The sequence below is a fragment of the Prochlorococcus marinus CUG1438 genome, assembly GCA_017644325.1.
In the GTDB taxonomy this organism is placed as follows: Bacteria; Cyanobacteriota; Cyanobacteriia; order PCC-6307; family Cyanobiaceae; genus Prochlorococcus_A; species Prochlorococcus_A marinus_AA.
In genome coordinates, this window is the sequence record JAEPLS010000003.1 from 1 (window position 1) to 20,958 (window position 20,958).

The 20,958-nt window shown below is 32.9% G+C and carries 28 protein-coding genes and 2 tRNA genes; 13 read left to right on the forward strand and 17 right to left on the reverse strand.

Translation table 11 applies throughout. The annotated features are described in order from the left end of the window. From lgt to JJ847_08300, 3 genes are all read right to left on the reverse strand, one after another. Positions 1-658: prolipoprotein diacylglyceryl transferase (lgt, locus tag JJ847_08290; GenBank protein ID MBO6960884.1), on the reverse strand; the 658-nt coding region annotated here is incomplete at its 3' end. Between the two features lie 11 nt (positions 659-669). Further along, the gene (locus JJ847_08295) at positions 670-1,623 is read right to left on the reverse strand and encodes an apocytochrome f (GenBank protein MBO6960885.1); all 954 of its coding nucleotides are present in this window, start codon (positions 1,621-1,623) and stop codon (positions 670-672) included. Between the two features lie 4 nt (positions 1,624-1,627). After that, complete coding sequence (locus JJ847_08300) at positions 1,628-2,164, reverse strand: cytochrome b6-f complex iron-sulfur subunit (GenBank protein MBO6960886.1); 537 nt, start codon at positions 2,162-2,164, stop codon at positions 1,628-1,630. 123 nt (positions 2,165-2,287) lie between these two features. Between JJ847_08300 and JJ847_08305 the strand changes: the two genes are divergently transcribed. Beyond that, entirely contained in the window at positions 2,288-2,605 is a 318-nt protein-coding gene (locus tag JJ847_08305) for a DUF3067 family protein (protein MBO6960887.1), read from the forward strand. Here JJ847_08305 and tatC read toward each other — a convergent pair. From tatC to JJ847_08320, 3 genes are all read right to left on the reverse strand, one after another. Beyond that, complete coding sequence (tatC, locus tag JJ847_08310; GenBank protein ID MBO6960888.1) at positions 2,574-3,332, reverse strand: twin-arginine translocase subunit TatC; 759 nt, start codon at positions 3,330-3,332, stop codon at positions 2,574-2,576. The two genes, JJ847_08305 and tatC, sit on opposite strands and share 32 nt — an antisense overlap. 81 nt (positions 3,333-3,413) lie before the next feature. After that, positions 3,414-3,674 (reverse strand): hypothetical protein, encoded by a 261-nt coding sequence (locus JJ847_08315; GenBank protein MBO6960889.1) that lies wholly within the window; start codon positions 3,672-3,674, stop codon positions 3,414-3,416. Between the two features lie 29 nt (positions 3,675-3,703). After that, on the reverse strand, positions 3,704-5,404 hold the full coding sequence (locus JJ847_08320; protein MBO6960890.1) for a DUF814 domain-containing protein: 1,701 nt from the start codon (positions 5,402-5,404) through the stop codon (positions 3,704-3,706). A 73-nt stretch (positions 5,405-5,477) separates the two neighbouring features. Between JJ847_08320 and gmk the strand changes: the two genes are divergently transcribed. Beyond that, positions 5,478-6,032 (forward strand): guanylate kinase, encoded by a 555-nt coding sequence (gene gmk / locus JJ847_08325; protein MBO6960891.1) that lies wholly within the window; start codon positions 5,478-5,480, stop codon positions 6,030-6,032. Positions 6,033-6,047: 15 nt separating this feature from the next. Here gmk and psaJ read toward each other — a convergent pair whose 3' ends face one another. Together psaJ and JJ847_08335 are read right to left on the reverse strand one after the other, a co-directional pair. Next, on the reverse strand, positions 6,048-6,182 hold the full coding sequence (psaJ, locus tag JJ847_08330) for a photosystem I reaction center subunit IX (protein ID MBO6960892.1): 135 nt from the start codon (positions 6,180-6,182) through the stop codon (positions 6,048-6,050). A 28-nt stretch (positions 6,183-6,210) separates the two neighbouring features. After that, positions 6,211-6,765 carry a Photosystem I reaction center subunit III gene (locus JJ847_08335; GenBank protein ID MBO6960893.1) on the reverse strand — a complete coding sequence of 185 codons (555 nt, stop codon included), beginning with the start codon at positions 6,763-6,765 and terminating at the stop codon, positions 6,211-6,213. Positions 6,766-6,839: 74 nt separating this feature from the next. Here JJ847_08335 and tsaD point away from each other — a divergent pair, with 74 nt between their 5' ends. The 3 genes from tsaD (at position 6,840) to JJ847_08350 (ending at position 9,453) form a co-directional block, all read left to right on the forward strand. Then, positions 6,840-7,910, forward strand: coding sequence for a tRNA (adenosine(37)-N6)-threonylcarbamoyltransferase complex transferase subunit TsaD (tsaD, locus tag JJ847_08340; GenBank protein MBO6960894.1), 1,071 nt, complete (start codon positions 6,840-6,842; stop codon positions 7,908-7,910). 5 nt (positions 7,911-7,915) lie between these two features. Continuing rightward, positions 7,916-8,092: a high light inducible protein gene (locus JJ847_08345; GenBank protein MBO6960895.1), complete on the forward strand. Its 177-nt coding sequence runs from the start codon at positions 7,916-7,918 to the stop codon at positions 8,090-8,092. Positions 8,093-8,256: 164 nt separating this feature from the next. Then, a complete protein-coding gene (locus JJ847_08350) occupies positions 8,257-9,453 on the forward strand; it encodes a cation:proton antiporter (GenBank protein MBO6960896.1) in 1,197 nt (398 codons plus the stop codon). A 7-nt stretch (positions 9,454-9,460) separates the two neighbouring features. On the opposite strand, the gene JJ847_08355 is transcribed toward JJ847_08350, so the two are convergent. The 6 genes from JJ847_08355 to JJ847_08380 form a co-directional block, all read right to left on the reverse strand. Then, positions 9,461-10,894, reverse strand: coding sequence for a glutamate--tRNA ligase (locus JJ847_08355; GenBank protein ID MBO6960897.1), 1,434 nt, complete (start codon positions 10,892-10,894; stop codon positions 9,461-9,463). A 17-nt stretch (positions 10,895-10,911) separates the two neighbouring features. Further along, positions 10,912-10,985: transfer RNA gene (locus JJ847_08360), tRNA-Asp, on the reverse strand. A 150-nt stretch (positions 10,986-11,135) separates the two neighbouring features. After that, the gene (locus JJ847_08365) at positions 11,136-11,330 is read right to left on the reverse strand and encodes a hypothetical protein (protein ID MBO6960898.1); all 195 of its coding nucleotides are present in this window, start codon (positions 11,328-11,330) and stop codon (positions 11,136-11,138) included. A gap of 35 nt (positions 11,331-11,365) precedes the next feature. Then, positions 11,366-11,438, reverse strand: a tRNA-Trp gene (locus JJ847_08370). Positions 11,439-11,491: 53 nt separating this feature from the next. Continuing rightward, on the reverse strand, positions 11,492-11,962 hold the full coding sequence (rplS, locus tag JJ847_08375) for a 50S ribosomal protein L19 (GenBank protein MBO6960899.1): 471 nt from the start codon (positions 11,960-11,962) through the stop codon (positions 11,492-11,494). Positions 11,963-11,994: 32 nt separating this feature from the next. Then, on the reverse strand, positions 11,995-12,303 hold the full coding sequence (locus JJ847_08380; GenBank protein MBO6960900.1) for a PepSY domain-containing protein: 309 nt from the start codon (positions 12,301-12,303) through the stop codon (positions 11,995-11,997). Positions 12,304-12,395: 92 nt separating this feature from the next. Between JJ847_08380 and map the strand changes: the two genes are divergently transcribed. Further along, on the forward strand, positions 12,396-13,235 hold the full coding sequence (gene map, locus JJ847_08385; GenBank protein MBO6960901.1) for a type I methionyl aminopeptidase: 840 nt from the start codon (positions 12,396-12,398) through the stop codon (positions 13,233-13,235). A 3-nt stretch (positions 13,236-13,238) separates the two neighbouring features. Here the strand turns inward: map and JJ847_08390 are convergent, their stop codons facing one another. Continuing rightward, a complete protein-coding gene (locus JJ847_08390; GenBank protein MBO6960902.1) occupies positions 13,239-13,958 on the reverse strand; it encodes an NAD-dependent epimerase/dehydratase family protein in 720 nt (239 codons plus the stop codon). Positions 13,959-14,106: 148 nt separating this feature from the next. Between JJ847_08390 and JJ847_08395 the strand changes: the two genes are divergently transcribed. The 5 genes from JJ847_08395 to JJ847_08415 all read left to right on the forward strand — a co-directional run bounded on the left by JJ847_08395 (position 14,107) and on the right by JJ847_08415 (position 17,466). Then, positions 14,107-15,216, forward strand: a complete 1,110-nt coding sequence (locus JJ847_08395; protein MBO6960903.1) for a phosphotransacetylase family protein — start codon at positions 14,107-14,109, stop codon at positions 15,214-15,216. 25 nt (positions 15,217-15,241) lie between these two features. Next, on the forward strand, positions 15,242-15,754 hold the full coding sequence (locus tag JJ847_08400) for a DNA recombination-mediator protein A (GenBank protein ID MBO6960904.1): 513 nt from the start codon (positions 15,242-15,244) through the stop codon (positions 15,752-15,754). A 66-nt stretch (positions 15,755-15,820) separates the two neighbouring features. Then, on the forward strand, positions 15,821-16,318 hold the full coding sequence (locus JJ847_08405; GenBank protein MBO6960905.1) for a YajQ family cyclic di-GMP-binding protein: 498 nt from the start codon (positions 15,821-15,823) through the stop codon (positions 16,316-16,318). A gap of 26 nt (positions 16,319-16,344) precedes the next feature. Continuing rightward, on the forward strand, positions 16,345-16,551 hold the full coding sequence (locus JJ847_08410; GenBank protein ID MBO6960906.1) for a hypothetical protein: 207 nt from the start codon (positions 16,345-16,347) through the stop codon (positions 16,549-16,551). Positions 16,552-16,662: 111 nt separating this feature from the next. Further along, complete coding sequence (locus JJ847_08415; protein ID MBO6960907.1) at positions 16,663-17,466, forward strand: prohibitin family protein; 804 nt, start codon at positions 16,663-16,665, stop codon at positions 17,464-17,466. Between the two features lie 71 nt (positions 17,467-17,537). Here the strand turns inward: JJ847_08415 and hemL are convergent, their stop codons facing one another. Then, positions 17,538-18,839 (reverse strand): glutamate-1-semialdehyde 2,1-aminomutase, encoded by a 1,302-nt coding sequence (gene hemL, locus JJ847_08420; GenBank protein MBO6960908.1) that lies wholly within the window; start codon positions 18,837-18,839, stop codon positions 17,538-17,540. A gap of 230 nt (positions 18,840-19,069) precedes the next feature. Beyond that, positions 19,070-19,915: an exodeoxyribonuclease III gene (gene xth, locus JJ847_08425; GenBank protein MBO6960909.1), complete on the reverse strand. Its 846-nt coding sequence runs from the start codon at positions 19,913-19,915 to the stop codon at positions 19,070-19,072. Between the two features lie 71 nt (positions 19,916-19,986). On the opposite strand from xth, the gene JJ847_08430 reads away from it, so the two are divergent. Then, on the forward strand, positions 19,987-20,268 hold the full coding sequence (locus JJ847_08430; protein ID MBO6960910.1) for a hypothetical protein: 282 nt from the start codon (positions 19,987-19,989) through the stop codon (positions 20,266-20,268). A gap of 39 nt (positions 20,269-20,307) precedes the next feature. After that, positions 20,308-20,907, forward strand: a complete 600-nt coding sequence (locus tag JJ847_08435) for a hypothetical protein (GenBank protein ID MBO6960911.1) — start codon at positions 20,308-20,310, stop codon at positions 20,905-20,907. Positions 20,908-20,958: the final 51 nt, after the last annotated feature.

Below are 20,958 nucleotides of genomic sequence, written 5' to 3' on the forward strand. Positions count from 1 at the left end.
CCATTTTATTTTGTTTATTAAAAATAGTAATAAGGATTATGAAAATTAAAAGATTCCATAATGACTCATAGAGAAAAGTAGGATGAAAATATTTGTAATTAATAAATTCTAAAGGCCTATTTTGGATGGGGATAAATAATTTCCAAGGCAGATTTGTTGGAACACCAAAGGCTTCATTATTGAAAAAATTTCCCCACCTTCCAATAGATTGTCCAAGAATAATTGAGGGAATCAATATATCCAAAAAAGTTTTTAAATGAATTTTTTTTGAATTGCAAAAAAATATAACAGCTAATAATGCTCCAATTAGACCTCCGTGGATTGCTATGCCTCCTTCCCAGACGGCTAGAAAAGATGGTATTCGAACTGTTTTGTTGAATAGCTCTAAAGAAGTAAAAAAGTTCTCTCCACTATATTGTCTCCACTCAAAAATTACGTAATAAGCTCTTGCTCCTATTACTGAAAAAATTATTAGTGATGGTAGTATTTCGCTTATGTATTCGGGGTTAATATTCCTTAACTTTGCAAGTTTTTTAGAAATTAATATGCCGATTAAAACTGAAATAGAAATAAGTAATCCGTACCATTTAATGGTTGTAAATCCTAAATTTAAAAATGTTTCTCCAGGAGATTGTATAAAAGCTTGAAATATAAGCATTTAAAAGAAAATTAGATCCCCTCTGCTGCCTGAACTTTTTCTACCTGTTTTTTCTTTAACACTAAAAGGATTTGAGTTAGACCAACACCAATAAAAAATGCAATTAATCCAATTACTCTGTATGGACTCTGAAGTACAACCTCAGCATCTAATTGTCCAAAGCCGCCAACATTTGGATCATTAGTAAGCGGGTCACCTGCGTTAATTTTGTCTTGTGCTTTTACTATAAGTTGAGGACCAACAGGTACTGCTTCAGTAGTTATCTCACCATTCTCATTTTCTATGTTGACCTCATAGCTACCATCTTCAATTGTGTCTATTGAATTAATAGTTCCTGAGGTTGGAGAGGTGAAAACTACATTATTGCTTTTGTCTCCAGTTGGGTATACCTGACCTCTACCTCTATTTCCTCCGATATGTAAGGAGTATTTCCCATAGTGATACTCTTTATTAGTGGATGGATCAGGGGAAAGTACAGGAAAAACTATTTCTTTATTGGTATCCCCGGGTAAAGGTCCAACAATGATGATATTATCTTTCTCTTCACTGTAATTAGTGAAATATACCCCTTCTGTCTCCTCTTTGATTTCTTCGGTCCATCTTTCTTGAGGAGCAAGTTTAAAGCCATCAGGCAACATTACAACAGCACCAACTTGTAATGGAACTTCAGAACCATCAGCGCCGATCTCTTTTAAGTCATTTTTGTAGGGTATTTTAACTACAGCTTTGAAAACACTATCTGCACCAACAGATTGAGGTACCTCTGCAATGGTAGGCATCTGAGCTAGATGACAATTTGCACAGACTATCTTTCCTGTGGCTTCTCTTGGGGATTCATAGTTTTGCTGAGCCCAGAATGGATAAGCAAAAGTTGACTTAGGATAAAATACAATGCTGGAAATAAAAAGCAGAGTACAGATCAATAAACTTGTTTTTTTCATGATTTGATTTTTAAAACCTTTCATTTTTTTATGCCCACCATGGATTTTCATTAGTTCTAAAGTCAATTTCTGACCATTGTTTGACCAGTACAGCATCATCTTCAATATCGACATGAGCCAGGGCCAAGGATAAAGGAGCAGGCCCTCTGACTACTTTCCCATTTGTATCGTACTGACTGCCATGACAAGGGCATATAAATTTATTGGCACCACTATCCCATGGGACAACGCACCCTAAATGGGTACAAATTGCATTTAAACCAAATTCTCCTATCTCTCCACCCTCATTAACTATTAAATAAGTTGGGTCTCCTTTAAGACCCTGCACTAGACTTCTGTCACCTGCTTGATGGGTAGCTAACCAACCTGTCTTAGTTATTGGATTACCTAATTCATCTTTAGCAGAAGTTCCACCACCACCTCCTCCTGCTCTTAGAGGCATGAAATAATTTGCTACGGGGTAAAGGGCGCCTAAAGCTACACCAGTTGCAGTACCAAATGTAAGAAGATTCATAAATTGCCTTCGGCCCATTGAAGGGACATCATTGGAACTTAATTGAGTCATTCGCTACTTGGTTCTGTTATTTATTAGTTATTATGGATCAAATTGATCAATTTCTGTTGCAAATAGATAGGACTTTTAATAATTTAAAGTAAAAGTTTAGGAAGTCTTAATTAATTGATTTAAATGAACCCATTACTAGTAGATGAAGTGATTCATTATTTGATGCATCGCTGGAAAAAAAAATATGACTTTAGGCTTTTTAGAAGAGGAAATTTTGTCTATTTTCAAATGATGTGGGGATTTCTTGGGCAGGAATCATTTCCTTTAAGTGAGGATGAATATAAAAAATCGATAGCTGATAAAATTGAGATTTTAAATAGATGTGGATATTCAGAGGAAGTAAGGGAATGGCTTAAAAGAACTAACGCTAAACCAAGGCTGGGTAGAGCTGTGAGCTTGCAATTAAATGTTAATGAGAAGATGAAAGAGTTTTTGACTTAAGATTTTCTGATAAGTAAGTTAATCCAGTACCCACAAAAAATAAAAAAACAATCGATGTACATAGCAATGACATCGTTAATGGGTCTGTTGAAGGGGTTATCACTGCAGATAAAATTGCTGAAGAGATTACAACAAACTTCCAATTCGAAATCATTTTTTCTGTTGTAATTATTCCAAGAGAACCAAGAATAAATTGTAATACTGGTAATTGAAAAGCTATTGCAGTGCTAGTCATTAATAAGAGAACAAAATCAAAATATCTTTCTATAGACCAAGTTGGTTCAACAATATCAGCACCGAAAGAAATAAAGAAATTTATGGCTGCAGGAACTAATATCCACCATGAAAAAATTAGTCCCAAGAAAAATAGAAGACCTGAACCAAAAACTGCTGGCAAGATAAGGCTTTTTTCTTGTTTTGTTAAACCAGGGGAAATGAATAATATTATTTGATAAAAAATATAAGGTATAGAAACTATTAATCCGCTGTAACCTGCTACTTTAATAGCGACAAATAAAAACTCTCCTGGAGCAAGTTGTAGTAAATGAATATCACCGGCAGGGATTTCTAAAAAAGATATTAACGGCTTTATGATTAGAAAACTAAAGAATATTGAAATAAGTATTGAGTAAATTGAGTTTAGTATCCTGTGACGAAGCTCATCTAAATGATCAGTAAAAGTCATCGAATCTGGTAAGTTATTTTCACTTTGACCTTTAACTCTCATTGATTATTTGATAAAGATTATTTAAGAAAAATGTTTAAAAATACTATTGTCAAAGTCCAATTTATTTTTCCATAAATTTAACTATTTGCTTAATTTAGGATTAGTTGGATCTGGTAATAAGAAAGGAGGAGCATCATTTAAAGATGATTCACCATAAGTTTCATATTCTCTATATCCACCCATCTTCCCATTCGTTTTCATTAAAGCGCTTACGAAGGCAAGTAATAAGAAAACAGTAGGAGCTCCAATTATTAATGCAGCACCAAATAGATATCCAACAATAAATTCTGGAAAGCTATGATTTCCTAAAAATTCATGAGTGCCCAAAAGAAAATCAAACATTTAGATTTTTAAATTTTTTTTATTATAAACTAATTTACTGTTTTAAGATTTTTTTTAATGTAATCTTCTCCTCTTGTAGGATTTCCCCAAATAATTTCTCCATTTTTAAAGGAAACGCACCCCTGTCCTCCTTTCTTGATTTTTTGCAAGTCTTTAATCTTTACTAAATTAATTGGAACTTTAATGTTTCTTTTTGCTTTACTAAATAAAGCAGCTAGATCTGCAGCTATTTGAAGATCTTGTTCAGATGCTACTTGAGATGAAGATTTTAAAACTACATGACTACCTGGTGATTCCTGTGCATGAAACCATAGATCACCTTTTTTTGAAAACTTAAAGCTTATTAAATCATTTTGCCTCATATTCCTCCCTACCTGAAGCTTCAATCCTGTGGGAGTGTCAACTTGAATGGGAAGAGATTGTATCTCAGATATACTTTTCTTGTCTTCTCTTTGCCTCTTGATATTGATATTAAACTCGTTACATAGTTCTTCCATAATTTCTTCTAAAAGTTTGATTCGCATAAAAAGTTTTTCATGATTTAAAGAATTTAGATTTTCTAGAAGTGTATTGAATTCATCTAATCTTTCTATATTTGTTTTGTAAATACTTAATCTTTCTTTTATCAACTCTCTAGATCTCTTGAGTTTTTTTGACTTTTTATATAGTTTTTGTGCTTTATTAATATCTCTTTTATTAATTTCATTTGAACTGAATATATTGTCAGCTTTTTCTTTATATACCTCGTAGTTTTCAGATTTTTTCAGAAGATCATATTGAATATTTAAATTCTTTTTCTCATTATTGGTCTGTTTAAAAATTATCCCTTCAATTTTCTTTCCCAACAATTCAATTTTTTTTTGATTCAGATGATAATCATAATAGTTCTCTAAACCGGTGCATAAATCAATTTTATTTTCGCAATTAATTTCTTTATCAAAAAACCAAACGCAATAAAAATCGTTATCAAATATGGAAAAGTTAAAATTATTGTTTTTAAACCTATTTATCCAAATCTTCCAATTTTTAAATATCTCCTTTAAGTCTGAATCGCTAATGATATCGATATTTTTTCCCATTATTTCCAAATCTTTAGTATTACTTACTAGTTCTAATTGTTTTGTAAGGATAGGACTTACTCCTTGATAGGTGTTTATTAAACAGTATTTCAAAGACTCGGGCACTACAGAAATTGACTCTTTCCATGATTGATAAGACTCATCTTCTCGAGGTTGTTTTTTAAGATTAACCGGAGGGCCAGAATAAATCGATCCTGTTGAAATTGTTCTAAAACTTGATTGACTTGATTTAATTTGTTTACCAACTGCAATTATTTTATCTTTATTATCCAAATAAAAAATATTACTATGTTTTCCCATTAACTCGAAAACTAAAAACTTACTGATTTTATCTCCAGGTTTTTTTGCAAAACCAAATTTTATAACTCTCTCGAAATCATCTTGATCAATCGAAATTAAAGCCATATACTTTAATCCGTATCTTATTTGTTTAGAAAGAGTGCTTTCTCTCCCAATCTTTTCTGGCCTATTTATCTTTAGTATTCTAGGAGAGTCTCCATTCCATGAAACTTCTAACCATGTTTGAGAATCAACTCCTCTTAAACATAATTGAATTGTATTAGGGTCTGGTTGTTGGGCAGTTTCAAACTTTGTAGGTAAGATGTTTTTTGTTAAATAATGCAAGACAGATCTAATAGATGTAATATCCATTATCTGTGGAACACCTTTTTGCATTATTCCTTTTTAATTCACAAGATGTTTATCCTACTGTAAAAAATTTAATATGAAAAATCAAAAAAAACTCATTATTCTTACTGGTCCAAGCGGGGTGGGTAAAGGAACAGTTGTTAAAGAAATATTAGGTAAAGAAAAAAATTTTTGGCTTTCAATATCTGCAACTACTAGAGAACCTAGAGAGGGAGAGAAGGACGGAGAAAATTACTACTTTTTAAATCAAAAAAATTTTAAAGAAATGATTGAACAAAACCTGTTCCTTGAATGGGCTCAATTCGCTGGGAATTACTATGGCACACCTTTGTCTTCTGTTAATGAGAAAATAAAGGAGGGATTTACCGTACTACTTGAAATTGAAGTAGAGGGTGCAAGGCAAATAAAAAATAAGTTCCCTAATTCAGTTTCAATATTTTTACTTCCTCCTGATAAAGAAGAGTTAGAGAGGAGAATAAGGAATAGAGGTACAGAAAAAGAAGAAGCAATTAAAAAAAGACTCTCAAGGGCTAATTATGAGATCTCAGTATCAAATCAATTTGATTTTGCATTAACAAATCATAATGTTGATGAAACAGCAAAAAAAATAATCAAGTTAATAAAAACTTGATTATTCTCTCTTTCTTCAGCTCATTGGATGGAATAATAAATCTGGGAAAAACCTATTAAATTCAATAATTATTCCAGCTGTAAGGCTTAGCCAAATTGCTGCTACTACTGGGGCAGATCTTACAAATTTTGTGTTTAGAATTTTGAACATTTGTTTTATAAAAGTTTTTTAAAGATGTTTAGCGAGGACCATTAAGTGTAATATTCTTATCTTTCTCTCTTAAATCTCCATTTCTACCTTGTTTATTAGCAAGAAGAGGCCATTGTGCTCCTTTTACAAGACATTTTCTAGCTAAGTCTAGGTCAATAATGATCTCAAGATCGGCCGGATTCTTGGTCTTTTTTGATTCAATTAGATACTCTCTTCCTGACCAGCCAATAATACCAGCAATGTAAATAAATAATACTCCGGGAATAAGTAAATCTCCTTCATGACCTCTATTTAATAGGGCTCCCCATGGCTCAAGAGGAGGTCCAATTATTAAATGTGGAAGACCGTCATCTCCGCATGATGCTTTCCCATATCTTTCAAATCTTGCGATGTCTTTTTGAGTAGTTGCTGAATTTGCTCTCTCAATGAATTTAGGATTCTCAGAGCATTTTGTAAGGGCTGAAGCAGTATATTCTGTACTAGCTCTGTCTGCATTTAAGGCAGGCCCATTAGCAGCTAGAGCAGTTGGAGTGATTCCTAGAAACAGAAAAACTGAGGTTATGATTGAAAAAAAGAATTTCATAAGTTGCAATCTTTAATTCCTTATAGTGTGTTAAGTAAGAAATTAATATTAAAATAGAACAAGTTGAATCAAAAATGAATAAAGTTTTAGCTATTGAAACAAGTTGTGATGAGACATCTGTCTCAATAGTCTCTAATATTGGCGATACTTTCAGAATACATTCAAATATAATCGCATCTCAAATTGAAGATCATTCAAAATGGGGAGGAGTTGTTCCTGAACTTGCAGCTAGAAAGCACTTAGAGTTATTACCTTTTGTATTAGATAAGGCTTTAGAAGAATCAAAAATTAAAATTGAGGAAATTGATTATATTGCATCAACTGTAGCTCCTGGATTAGTTGGTTGTTTACGAGTTGGCTCCATAACTGCAAGATCACTTTGCATGTTACATTCAAAGCCATTTTTAGGAATTCATCATTTGGAAGGGCATTTATCTTCAATTCTTTTTTCAGAAAATTATCCAAAGAAATCTTTTCTCACATTACTTGTTAGCGGTGGACATACTGAATTGATAAAGGTTGATGATAGAAGGGGAATGCAGAGACTTGGGAAAAGTTTTGATGATGCTGCTGGAGAAGCCTTTGATAAAGTTGGAAGATTATTAGGCCTGAGTTATCCAGGAGGACCGGCAATTGAAAAGATTGCTAAAAGTGGTGATCCAATGAAATTTAATTTACCAAAATGTAGGATTTCTGATAAAAAAGGTGGATTTCTTAAATATGATTTCTCTTTTAGTGGTCTAAAAACTGCCGTACTTAGATTAGTTGAGAGGATAAATTTGGAAGGGAAGACCATTCCCACTCCTGATATTGCTGCAAGTTTTGAGAGAGTAGTGGCAGAAGTCTTGGTAGAAAGAACAATAAGATGTGCAGAAGAACATAGCTTGGATAATGTTGTTGTAGTTGGAGGAGTGGCTGCTAATAATACATTAAGAAAAATGATGATTAGTGAAGCTTGTAAAAAATCTATTAAAGTTCATTTAGCTCCCCTTAATCTTTGTACAGATAATGCTGCAATGATTGGAGCGGCGGCGTTGTTCAGGATTAACTTAAAGGATCATTTTAGTTCCCTTAAGTTAGGTGTTGCAGGAAGACTATCAATTGAACAAGCAAATACCCTTTATGAAGAAAACCCTCCCTTTTAATTTCAATGAAGAAGCAACCTAAAATCGAGATAAAAGAGACAAAAAACTTCGTTGATAAAAAGGAACTGAATTTGTGGAAAAGAGGTTTTACCCCTCAAGCTGAAATATGGAATGGAAGGATGGCAACCGTTGGTATAGGGGTTATTTTTATAATTATTGCTTTATTAAGCCAATTTTCTTAATAGAAATAAAATGCATTTGACCTGAAAGTATTTTTGAAAGTTTTTAGAAAAATTACTCTTGTTTATCTTATAAATTAAATTAAAAAGTATTGTATTTATTGGACTTCAGATAAGATTATTGATTTAATCAAAATAATAAATATTTCTATTATTTATAATTTTTTATGACGCCTGAAAGGCTTGGATTACTTTGGGGAATAACTGTATTCGCAGGTGCTTGTGCTCGATTATTTTCTTCTTTAACAGGATTTCCTAGTGTTGTTATTTTATTGCTTTCTGGATTACTTATAGGAAGATCAGGTTTAGGACTGGTTGAGCCTTTAGATCTTGGACAAGGTCTTGAAACTATTGTTGGGCTTCTAGTCTGTTTGGTTCTATTTGAAGGGGGACTAAATTTAAAACTGCCTGAGGGGAATATAAGAAATACTGTTTTGAAAATTTCGTTGGTAAGACTTTTTATTTCATTATCATCTGGAATTTTTATTGCTCATTGGCTGGCAGGCCTCTCATGGCAAGTTGCAGGAATATATAGTGCCATCGTTCTTGCTACTGGACCAACAGTTGTCTCTCCATTAGTGGAACAAATAAAATTAGCTTCCCCCCTCTCAGAAGTTTTAAAAGCTGAAGGGTTATTGCTTGAACCAATTGGCGCAGTACTCGCACTATTGCTTTTAGAACTGACTTTAGGAGACCTACGAGGGATTAACGAAGTATTTATAGCGTTAATGCAAAGATTAGGGGGAGGAGTTTTAATCGGATTAAGTGCAGGATGGTTGCTATCAGAAATTTTAAAAAAAATAAAAAATGAAGCCTCATTTGGTATAGAGCTTCAAGTCACCCTTGGATTCATTTTCCTTGTGTATGGAATTTGCGAATATTTTTTGCCGGAATCAGGCTTGCCGGCTTCTGTAGCGGCGGGTTTTATTGTAGGCAAAAGAGAAGTTATAGATAAGGAGAGATTGGATAATCTAATAGGTGAATTAGCTCAATTAGCAATAACAGTTCTGTTCCCTCTTTTGGCTGCTGACGTTTCTTGGGGTGAATTAAGTCCGCTTGGCTGGGGAGGTATTGTTTGCGTTTTAATGTTGATGGTAATTGTTCGCCCTATTTCAATAGGGATAGCAACAATGGGAAGAGAATTGAATTTAAAAGAAAAAATATTTTTAGCCTGGTTAGCACCAAGAGGTATTGTTACTGCAGCGGTAGCATCTCTTTTTTCTATAAGGTTAGAGCAGGCTGGTATCCTTGGGGCTGGCCGTCTCCAAGGTTTAGTTTTTCTTACTATATTAATGACAGTAGGAATTCAAGGTCTCTCAGCCAAACCTTTATCAAAGAGTCTTGAATTAGAACAAAAAATATAATTTAAATTTATTTAAGACATCTTTCAATTCGAGATCTATCAGTTTTACTCTCAGAGAAAAGCTCCCAACTTTGTATTAAATCTGGTCCACTGAGAGATCCAAAAAAGGCTACTCTCAATGATTTCATTAATATCCCTTTTTTAACATTATGCATTTTAGAGATTTCGTTTATTATTTCTTTGGCTTTATCTTTATCTAGTTTTGAAGTGTTTTGCTCAGTTAAATAATTTAAGATTAGTTTTAGAGATGCTTTGCTATCATCTTTTTCCAAAAAATCTTGGCCTTCTTTTTGAATCGTAGGTATTAAGAAAAAGGGTTTTGATTGATCAATGGAATCTTTCAAAAGAGTAATAGAGTCTCTAAGCAAAATTGCTAATTTATAAGCCCATTCTTGAGACGGCGGTACCCAACCATTATCATCCCAGTATTTCTTCATGATCTTACTTAACTCTATTGATTCCATTCTTTTTATATATTGAGAATTAATCCAGTTGAGTTTTTCCCAACTAAATTTAGCTCCAGCTTTATTTATGTCTGATAAGTCAAAAATTTCAGATATCTCATCAAGTGAAAGTATCTCTCTCTCGGCAGATTTTGGAGACCAACCTAAAAAGGCCATATAATTTGATAAGGCCTCAGGTAAATATCCCAACTCTCTAAATTCGTCAATTGAAGTAACGCAATCTCTTTTAGATAATTTTTTACCGTCACTATTCAGTATTAGGGGTGTATGTGAAAAAGTCGGCAAATTAAAATTTAATGCTTTATAAATTAATATTTGTTTTGCAGTGTTCGAGATATGATCTTCACCCCTTACAACATGAGAAATATTCATGAAATTATCGTCCACTACAACTGCAAGATTATATAAAGGATCTCCAATCTCATATCCCTTTGCCCTTCTTGACAAAACTAAATCACCACCCAAGTCTTTCCCTTGCCATTTGATTTCGCCTCTTATTTGGTCTACCCATTTAATTTCAATTTTTTCATCAATCTTAAACCTTATTACTGAAGTCCTCCCTTGGGATATGAATGTTTCTATTTCTTCTTTTGAAAGACTTCTGTGTCTATTGTCATGCCTTGGAGGTAATCCTTTCTTTTTTTGTTCTTCTCTTAATTCAGAAATTTCATTTTCAGTTGTAAAGCACCTATATGCAGCTCCACATTCAATTAGCTTTTTGATGTAACTTTTGTGAATCGAAATTCGTTCACTTTGATTTATAGGTTCTTCATCCCATTTAAGTCCAAGCCATTTCAATCCCTCTAAAATATTTTTTGTATATTCAGATTTAGATCGAAGAAAATCCGTATCTTCTATCCTGATGAGAAACTTTCCGCCTATATTTTTTGCATACAACCAGTTAAATAAGGCTGTTCGAGCTGTTCCAATATGAAATAAACCCGTCGGACTAGGGGCGAGTCTTAATCGTTTTTCCAAATTTCTTTAATAAGAAACGGGACCGACGGGATTCGAACCCGCAACTTCCGCCGTGACAGGGCGGTGCTCTAACCAGTTGAACTACGGTCCCAGAATTTTGGTTCTAAAATTTATTAGAACGCTATTCTAAAATTATCAGATCATAGTGTTTAATTAATGTTGTTGTAATAAAAAAATTTTATTAATTTTAGGATTTTAAAGAAAATGTAAATTTAAGAGATACCAGTAGATAAATAAGTATTTATTTTTGGGGTCTAAACCCCGCAGGTTCTATCAACCTGACTTGGTTACCTCTTGCTGTGAATTCTCTACCTTGGTCACTTTGTACTACAACTCTCCCACCAGATTTAACTCTGATGACTCTTGCACGAACCCATCCTAAAGCTGCTGATTCGAGGACTTTAACTACGTCCCCAGGTTGAAGATCTAACTCCATTTTATAAAAAAATGATTTACATAATGTTGATCAAACGCGTCGTGGAGGACTTGAACCCCCGACATCAGGTTTTGGAGACCTGCGTTCTACCAACTGAACTAACGACGCATTAAATAGATTATAAGCGCCATTGTGACCAATAAGGTTGTAAATTTACAACTTTAACGATCAAAGCGTTGTTTTACGCGAGTAGCTTTTCCTACCCTATCCCTTAGATAGAATAACTTAGCTCTTCTTACTTTACCTCTACGTTCAACTTTTAGAGAGGCAACTTGTGGACTATGTAGCATAAATACTCTTTCAACACCTATGCCTTGGAAAATTCTTCTAACGGTAATTGTCTGGTTAATACCCCCATGTCTTTTCGCTATGACAACTCCCTCGTAAGGTTGAACTCTTTCTTTGTTGCCCTCTGTAATTTTTACTCCAACTTTAACGGTGTCTCCAACATAAATCTCAGGTAATTCTTTTTTTAATTGCTCATTCTCGAATTCTTCAATAAGGTTTGAAACGCTTAATGTTTTAGTGGTTTCAGAAACCAAGTCCCCCCCTTGTTGTTCGACTGACACATCAATTGATCCGTCAGCTTTACTACCGGTTTCTAATTCAATTTCTAGTTTCTCTTTGGCCATTTGGGTCTTTATTGTCCTACAAGTTCTATATCTTAACCTTTTGACTCGCCTTTAGTAACCTTTTTGGTAAATGAAATTGTTTTTGAAAACATTTGGAATCCTGTTATGAGCATCCATAAAACTCCAAGGGAATTCAAAAATACATATACCAATTCTCCATTATCTCCAAGCCATTCGCCCTCATGGAGTGACATTAACCAATGAACTTGGTCTCTAGAATAACCTAATAAATCTTTTGAAACCCTATAAAGTAGACCAGTAATTGAAGATATAAATAATGGAAGAAAAATCCAAGGTGCCAAAGCCTTATGAAATTGCCTAGAATTAGATAAAAGTTTCATTCCTGTTTCCTATTGTTTATTGATAGATTTAAGATGGCCAAGTTAATAATGGCTATCTTGAAGATATTTATCTATTACTATTATTTATTCCAATGAATTATTTTGCAGATCTTTTATTAAATAAAAATAATTCCATCGCAAATGATCAAGTTCCTTTTATCCAGAGGAGAAGAGGTATCGAAATAAAATCTGCACGTGAAATAAATTTGATGAAAAAATCTAGCAGGATAGTAGCAACAGTTTTGAGAGAAATCAATAATCTAATTGAACCTGGAATGAGCACAAAAGATTTAGATGATTTCGCAGAAAAGAGGATAAAAAGTTTCGGAGCAGTGCCAAGTTTCAAGGGTTATCACGGTTTCCCCTCTAGCATTTGTTCTAGTATTAATAATGAGGTTGTACATGGGATACCAAATAAAAATAAAATAATTAAAAATGGTGACTTAGTTAAAATTGACACAGGAGCATATTTAGATGGATTCCATGGGGATAGTTGCATAACAATATGTGTAGGAAAAGTTAGCTCAAAAGCCCAAAATCTTAGCGATGTGGCTTATGAAGCTTTATATGCGGGACTTTCAAAAATCAAGGCTGGAAATACGCTCCTTGAAGTTGCTGGCGAAATTGAAGATATTGTTAAAAAAAATAGCTTTAGTGTTGTTGAAGATTACACAGGCCATGGAGTTGGAAGAAATCTTCACGAAGAACCCTCCGTATTCAATTTCCGAACCAAAGAATTGCCAAATGTAGTTCTCCGTGAAGGCATGACATTAGCCGTAGAACCTATAGTTAATGAAGGGACTAAATTTTGTAAGACATTAAATGATAAATGGACCGTAATAACTGTAGATGGAAAATTATCTGCGCAATGGGAACATACAATAGTTGTTTTAAAAGATGGGATCGAAATATTGACAGATAGAGATTTTTAGAAATTAAGATTTGTATTTGTAGATAATTTTACAATACAAAAAATTAAGAAATTCTTTTAGTGGGAAAAGTAAGTATGTTAAAGGGTTTGGACTAATTATTACTAGGTAACTTTTTGCATTAGCTAAATCATAAATTTTTTCAGATACAAATTTGGGACTCATAACTCCAATTGGATTAAGTTCTGACTTGAAGGGACCTAAGATGATTTTTTTAATAATTAATTTTTTCTTAGTATCTTTGTCCATAAGATTTTTTTTGAATGAAACTAATTGTCCAATAAGGGATTTACTTATCTCATATGATGGGTTGAGGGCTGGCAATATTTCTGCTTCAGATGTGTTGATCCAAATCTCCTTTCTTATTAATGACTTATTTTTTCGGGCAATGTCTTCAAATAAATTCAAAAATTTAAAGTTGCTTAATGCATTTATTTCGATTGAATTTTCGTAATTGGTATTTTCTCTACTCAGATTGTAAATACCGTGGTTCAGAATTAAAATATCTATTTTTTTTAAATACTTAGTTAATTTATATTCTTTCCCACATTCCCATTTAATCCATTCATTAGGAGATTCAAGATTTACTGCAGAATCAGTCTTTCTATGAGAAAATCCAATCACTTTATATCCCTTATTACGAAACAACTTCGTTAGTTCCTTTCCTAGCGTGCCTGATGCTCCTGTAATACCAACTGTTTTCCCTTCTCTAATTGAATCTATCATTTTGTTTGAATTAAATGAAATACCAAAGAACTAAAATAAATTTATCTAAAAAAATATATATTTATTTGATTAAAACTCATAAATAAATATTTGTTTAGTTCTAAAAATAATATTATCTTGAACTTATGGACAAATAACTTTAATAATTATGAGTGATATATTGTTAATTGGTTCATGTGAGCCATTTAGTGGTAAGTCTGCATTGGTTCTTGGGATAGCAAAAAGACTTTTACAAGAAAAAAAACAAGTACGTATAGGTAAACCTTTAGCAACATGTATTGAACTTACTAACCTGCCTTCAATGTCCTATGAAGGCTTAATAGATGATGATGTTAAGTTTATTGGATCCACATTGAATATCGAAGAGGATAATTTAATTTCCTCAGTAGGATTGTTGGATAATATATCAGCAGAAAAAAGAATTTCAAATAAAGACTTACTTCCAGGGAAAGGGTTTGATCAAATTGAGCGTTTAGTTAATGATGATTTTAAAGGATTAAATATTCTTGAAGCAGCTGGCAGTCTTCATGAAGGGATGATTTATGGCTTAAGTCTTCCACAACTTGCTGAGTGTTTAGATGCAAAAGTCTTAATTGTGAATTTGTGGGAAGATTGTAAAAGTGTTGATGCATTACTTGATGCGAAAAAACAATTAGGAGACCATTTGGCTGGAGTAGTATTGAATGCAGTTTTGCCTCAAGAAGTCGAAAAAGTAAAGAATGAAATAATACCCTCTCTAAGAGACATGAATATTGAAGTATTTGGAGTAATGCCTAAATCACCACTGCTAAGAAGTGTCACCGTTGGTGAACTTGTAAGAAGACTAAACGCCAAAGTAATTTGTTGTCCTGAAAAAGATCAATTACTTGTTGAGACATTAAGTATTGGTGCAATGGGTGTGAATTCTGCAATGGAATTTTTCAGAAGAAGACGAAATATGGCTGTAGTTACTGGAGCTGATAGAACTGATATTCAACTTGCGGCTTTGGAAGCTTCGACTCAATGTCTTATTTTAACTGGTTTGGGAGAACCTCTATCACAATTGATTCATAGAGCAGAAGAATTGGAGGTGCCAATTTTAAAGGTGGAATTAGATACTCTTGCCTCTGTAGAAATTATTGAAGAAGCTTTTGGACATGTCAGAATACATGAATCAATTAAGGCATCTTATGCTATTCAATTAGTTCAGGAAAATGTAAATTTAAAAGGAATTCTCGAAAAGATAGAATTTCCCTGCAATTTTTCAGATAAATGCTAATTTCAAATATAGGAACCATTTTATTTTGAGTCGCTCTTTAGATCTACCAGCAACAGAAGGCGTTGATGCATTAGCTCAAGAACTCGCAAAACTCCAAGATAATGGGAAAAGGAGGATTGCTTTTTTGGGGAGCAGACATGTACCTGTCGTCGACGTCCATTTGATTGAGTTGATAGCAAGGTCCTTAGCAGAAGAAGGGCATAACATCCTTACATCTGGCTCTCAAGGGGTTAATGCAGCGGTTATTCGGGCAGTTTTAGATATTAATCCATCATTATTGACTGTTTTATTACCTCAAAGTCTTGATAGACAAATACCTGAAATTAAAGATCAACTTGAAAGGGTCATACATTTGGTAGAAAAAAGTGAAAATGATGAATTGCCCTTGCCACTTGCCAGTAGTCTTTGTAATCAAGAAATAATTTCAAGGTGTGATCAATTAATATGCTTTGCCTTTCACGATAGTGAAACCTTGTTAAATAGTTGTAGATGTGCAGAAGAGATGGGGAAAATGGTTAGTTTGTTATTTTTTGATTAAATAAATCTATTACCGTTTACTTAAATTTAATTTATGCTAAAAATAATCTTGAGTTAAAAATTAAAGATGGCAGAAAGCTTTTCATTTGATGTGATTTCTGATTTTGAGAGACAGGAATTAGTTAATACTTTAGATCAAGTAAAAAGGGAAATCTCTCAGCGTTACGATCTGAAAGGAACAGATTCGATAGTTGTTTTAGATAAAGAAAATATTTTTATTACCACTAATAGTGAACTAACCTTAAATGCGATAAATGACATAATTCGACAAAAATCAATAAAAAGAAATTTATCTTTAAAGATTTTTGACTATGGAGAAATTGAGATAGTGAGTGGAAACAAAATTAAGCAGACCATCCTTTTAAAACAAGGCATTAAACAAGAGATAGCAAAAAAAATCAGTAAAAATATTAGAGATCAAATTAAAAAAATTAATGTAAGTATCAATGGAGAAACGCTCAGGGTGACAAGTAAGAGCAAAAATGATCTTCAATTAGCAATTAAGCTTCTTAGTGAATTGGAAGAGTCTTTGAACATTCCTCTAAAGGCTAATAACTTTAGGTAAGATCATAAAAAGACAATTTTAAAAATATGGCAGATTATCCAGAATCTCTTATTAAAGAATTATCTTTGAAGGTGAAAGAATATCCCCGTTTTTCAAATGGAGAAATAGAGAAATTTTGTTGGATGGCAGTTCATGAGCACAAGCATGGAGTTTTGCCCTCTGAATATGATATTAGGGAGATAGATGAGGACCTTTATTTACAGCTTTTGCAGGAATTTAAATCCAATATTTAAAAAAAATATTTATAATTACCTCTTCAATTATTAAAAAAATATTTTAATTAAATGGCTTATACATGCACTAATTAGTGTATTTAAATATGATTAATTAAAAGAAAAAATTTAATGTCAACATCCTTTAAAAACGTCACGCCAACTGGACCTGGTGGAACAGCAACATTATTGATTGTATTATCCTTTACTGGCTTTCTTTTGCTGACCCAAGCTCTCTTCGTTGTCCCATCTGGACAAGTTGCAGTAGTCACTACACTAGGTAAAGTAAGTGGCCCCTCTAGAAGAGCTGGTTTAAACTTTAAACTTCCATTTATTCAGTCTGTATATCCATTTGATATTAAAACTCAAGTTCAACCAGAAAAATTTGAAACTTTAACTAAAGACCTTCAGGTTATCAGGGCGACAGCAACTGTTAAGTATTCAGTAAAACCCAACGAAGCAGGAAGGATTTTTGCAACAATAGCAAGTAGAAATAGCGATGTTTATCAAAAAATTGTTCAGCCATCTTTACTTAAAGCCCTGAAATCAGTTTTTTCTCAATATGAGCTAGAAACAATAGCTACTGAATTTGCTGTAATTTCTGAGAAAGTTGGTGATACTGTTGCTCAAGAACTTAATTCATTCGATTATGTAGATGTTAAAAGTTTGGATTTAACTGGATTAGAGATAGCTGAAGAATATAGAGCAGCTATTGAACAAAAGCAAATAGCTGGTCAGCAGTTACTAAGAGCTAAGACAGAAGTAGAAATTGCTGAACAAGAAGCACTTAGATATGAAACACTAAATAGAAGCCTCGACGATCAAGTGCTTTTCAAATTATTTCTTGATAAGTGGGACGGCAGTACTCAAGTTGTTCCTGGTCTACCAGGTTCAGAAGGAGGAAGTCCTCCAGTAATAGTAGGTGGTAGAAGATAATTATTTACAAGTAATTTTTTACAACAACTAATCATTTATATAATTTCCATAGAACAAAATTATGTAAATGATTATTTCTTTATAGCATTGAAAGATTGATCAAAAGCCTCAATAGTTTTATCAATTTCTTCTTCGCTATGCGAAAGTGATGTGAAACCAGCTTCAAAGGGACTTGGGGCCAGATAAATACCCCGTTGAAGCATTTCTCTATGCAACTTGCCAAATAATTCAGCATCGTTTGTTTTGGCTTCGTCAAAATTTCTAACCGGACCATCGCATAAGAAAAACCCAAACATAGCACTTACATTTCCACCATTAATAGAAATTCCATTATTCTCTGCAGACTGAATTATCCCTTCAATTAATCTTGAGGTTGTTGCCTCTAGTTTCTCGTAGGTTCCTTCTTGCTTAAGTAGTTCAAGAGTTTTTATTCCAGCAGTCATTGCGAGTGGGTTACCGCTCAAAGTTCCTGCCTGATAGACAGGTCCGGAAGGGGCTACCATTGACATTATTTCTTTTTTGCCTCCATAAGCTCCAACAGGCAATCCTCCACCAATAACTTTTCCAAGTGTGGTTAAATCAGGAGTAACTCCAAATTTTTCTTGAGCTCCTCCATAACTTATTCTGAAACCAGTCATTACTTCATCAAAAACTAATAAAGATCCATTTTCAGTTGTTAATTCTCTTAAGCCTTCTAAGAATCCAGGCTCAGGTTTAATAAATCCAGCATTCCCAACAATGGGCTCAAGAATCACCCCTGAAATGGCATCAGGATTTTCAGAAAATAATTTTTTTACTGCTTCAAGATCATTGTAAGGAGCAGTAAGTGTATTGGCAGTTGTAGTTCGGGGAACACCTGGAGAGTCTGGTAATCCTAAAGTGGCTACCCCCGACCCTGCTTTTACCAAAAACATATCAGCATGGCCGTGATAACATCCGTCAAATTTAATAACTTTATCTCTTCCAGTAAATGCTCTCATCAGCCTTAATACAGCCATACAGGCTTCAGTTCCACTATTAACAAATCTAACCATTTCTACAGATGGAACAGCATCTATTACCATCTCAGCAAGTTTATTCTCTAAAACGCATGGAGCTCCAAAACTGGTGCCTTTCTCAATAGCTTCTTGCAATGCTGTTGTAACTTCAGGGTGGGCGTGGCCACATATAGCAGGTCCCCAACTGCCTATGTAGTCAATATATCTATTTCCATCAATATCCCAAGCAAAGGGACCTTTGACTCTATCAAAAACAATTGGTTGACCACCAACAGACTTGAAGGCTCTTACTGGAGAACTCACTCCTCCGGGCATTAATTCTTGGGCAGCGGAGAAAATTTCTTCAGATTTGGTGCAATTTAATATATCAGTCACAATTTAATAAACAAAAAAAGCTTTGAGAAAAATTTTGGCATGTCTTAACTTAGAAATAAGTAAAAATTTTGTCAATCAGATTGAAATTCTACATTATGATATTTTTATTGCGATATTCTAGATTGTAAATTATTAATTTTTAAGAAATTATCAAATATATCAATATTTATCAATATAATCCTTTGGATATAAGCCTTTTCAGGATTTTTAAAGCAATCTATTTGTTTTATTTATATTTCGAAAAAATTATCATCTTCCTCAAAAAAATCTTCATTTATGTCGTTTAAGTTAATATCTATCATTACTGGAGCATGATCGCTAGGGCGTAAATTTGATCTGGGAGAGCTGTCTATCACGCAACTTTTAAGTTTTGATGAAAGTTCTTTACTGATGTAGATATGATCTATTCTCCAACCTTTATTTAATTCATATGCATTATTACGGTAATCCCACCAACTCCAATGTCCAGTGTTTTTTTCGAAAATCCTAAAAGAATCTATTAATCTTCCTTTGAGAACATTATCTAGTGCATCCCTCTCTATCTTAGATGCCATAATTCCTCCTTCATACTTCTTTGGATCATGAATGTCTGAGTTAGACGGAGCAATATTAAAATCACCCATCAGACAAATTAATTGTCCCGTATTTTCTTGCTCATCCAAGAACGAAGCCAAGTACTTTAACCAATTAATTTTATATTTGAACTTATCAGAGTCTAGTGAAGATCCGTTAGGTACATAGACATTTATGATCTTAGTACCATCAATATCGGCAGAAATTAATCTTTTTTGATCTTGGAAAATGTCGATGTTTTGATCAGAGTCCGTATAACCGTAGAATCCTTTTTTAACATTTTCGGCTTTTGTTTTAGAAATAATAGCAACACCATTGTATGACTTTTGTCCGTACACCTCCACTGAATATCCTAATTTTTCGAAAGGTTCAAATGGGAAACTCTCATCTATCACTTTTGTTTCCTGTAAACAAAGTATATCGGGATCGACTTGATTCATCCAATTTATAATTTGTGTAAGTCTGGTTCTTATAGAGTTAACATTCCAAGTTGCTATTAACAAATTTCTACCAAATTATGTAAAATTAAATTAGCAGATATTTATGGCGTTAAAGAATTTTGAAATTAAATAAAATGAAAAATTTTTGCAAAAGCCTACCTAAGTCAATAACTTTAGTAATTATTTTTATTTTCTTAACTTCCTTAAAAGGTTATTCCTTAAATGCTGAATATATTTTTGAAGAATTAGAAATTGATACCTCAACTAAAAGTGAAGAGGACAAGTCAGCCATTCCAACTAATCCATTTGAGCTTGTTGAAATGATCAGAAGACATAATAGTTTGAATGATGCTACTAAACCATCTGATGCTATTGACGATGCGTTAAAGTCCTTTAATAGTTTGGAGGAACAATAAGAAATTTAATACTTTAAATTCTAATTTCAAATTTTTAATATGTTAAAAAACCCCATCCCAAAAGTTACTAATCAATTGCAGTACAGAGCGATCGGCATTATTAATGGTAAATTTTCTCCCCATGACGACAAGAAGTTAAATAGAGGTTTTTTAATTGACAACAAAGGCGAAAAAATTGAAACAGTAGTACTAGGTAAAACATTATCACTTTTAAAAAAGCATATTGATTTGAAGAAAAGTTATTTTTGGGTTGTTTATCCAAAAAATAAAAATACTCAAAACTTACATTTACAGGTTGCAGGTATCTGGGATCCTTACAAACTGAATGATTTTCCAACTGATTCTTCAAAAACTAACTTCCCTAAATTATTAGAAGAATTAGATTTAAAAGATAATTATTTTTCTGTTAGAGGAGAATTGGTTTTTGTTAATACTAAAAAAAAAGAAATTGTTATAAAGATTTGTTCTGCCTCAAATTTGAAAAATTTAAAAAATAAAAATTTCAAATTAGTCATTAAAGGTGAGCTTTCTCTTGAACTTCTTAATAGTTTTGTAAATTTAGATATCAATAGAGACGGAAATTCTTTGAAATTAATAAGGTATGAAGTCATTAAAAAAGATCTTTCTAAAAAGATCTAGAATGAAAGGTTGATTTTTATCGCAATTTTACTAATCAAGAAATTTTAGATT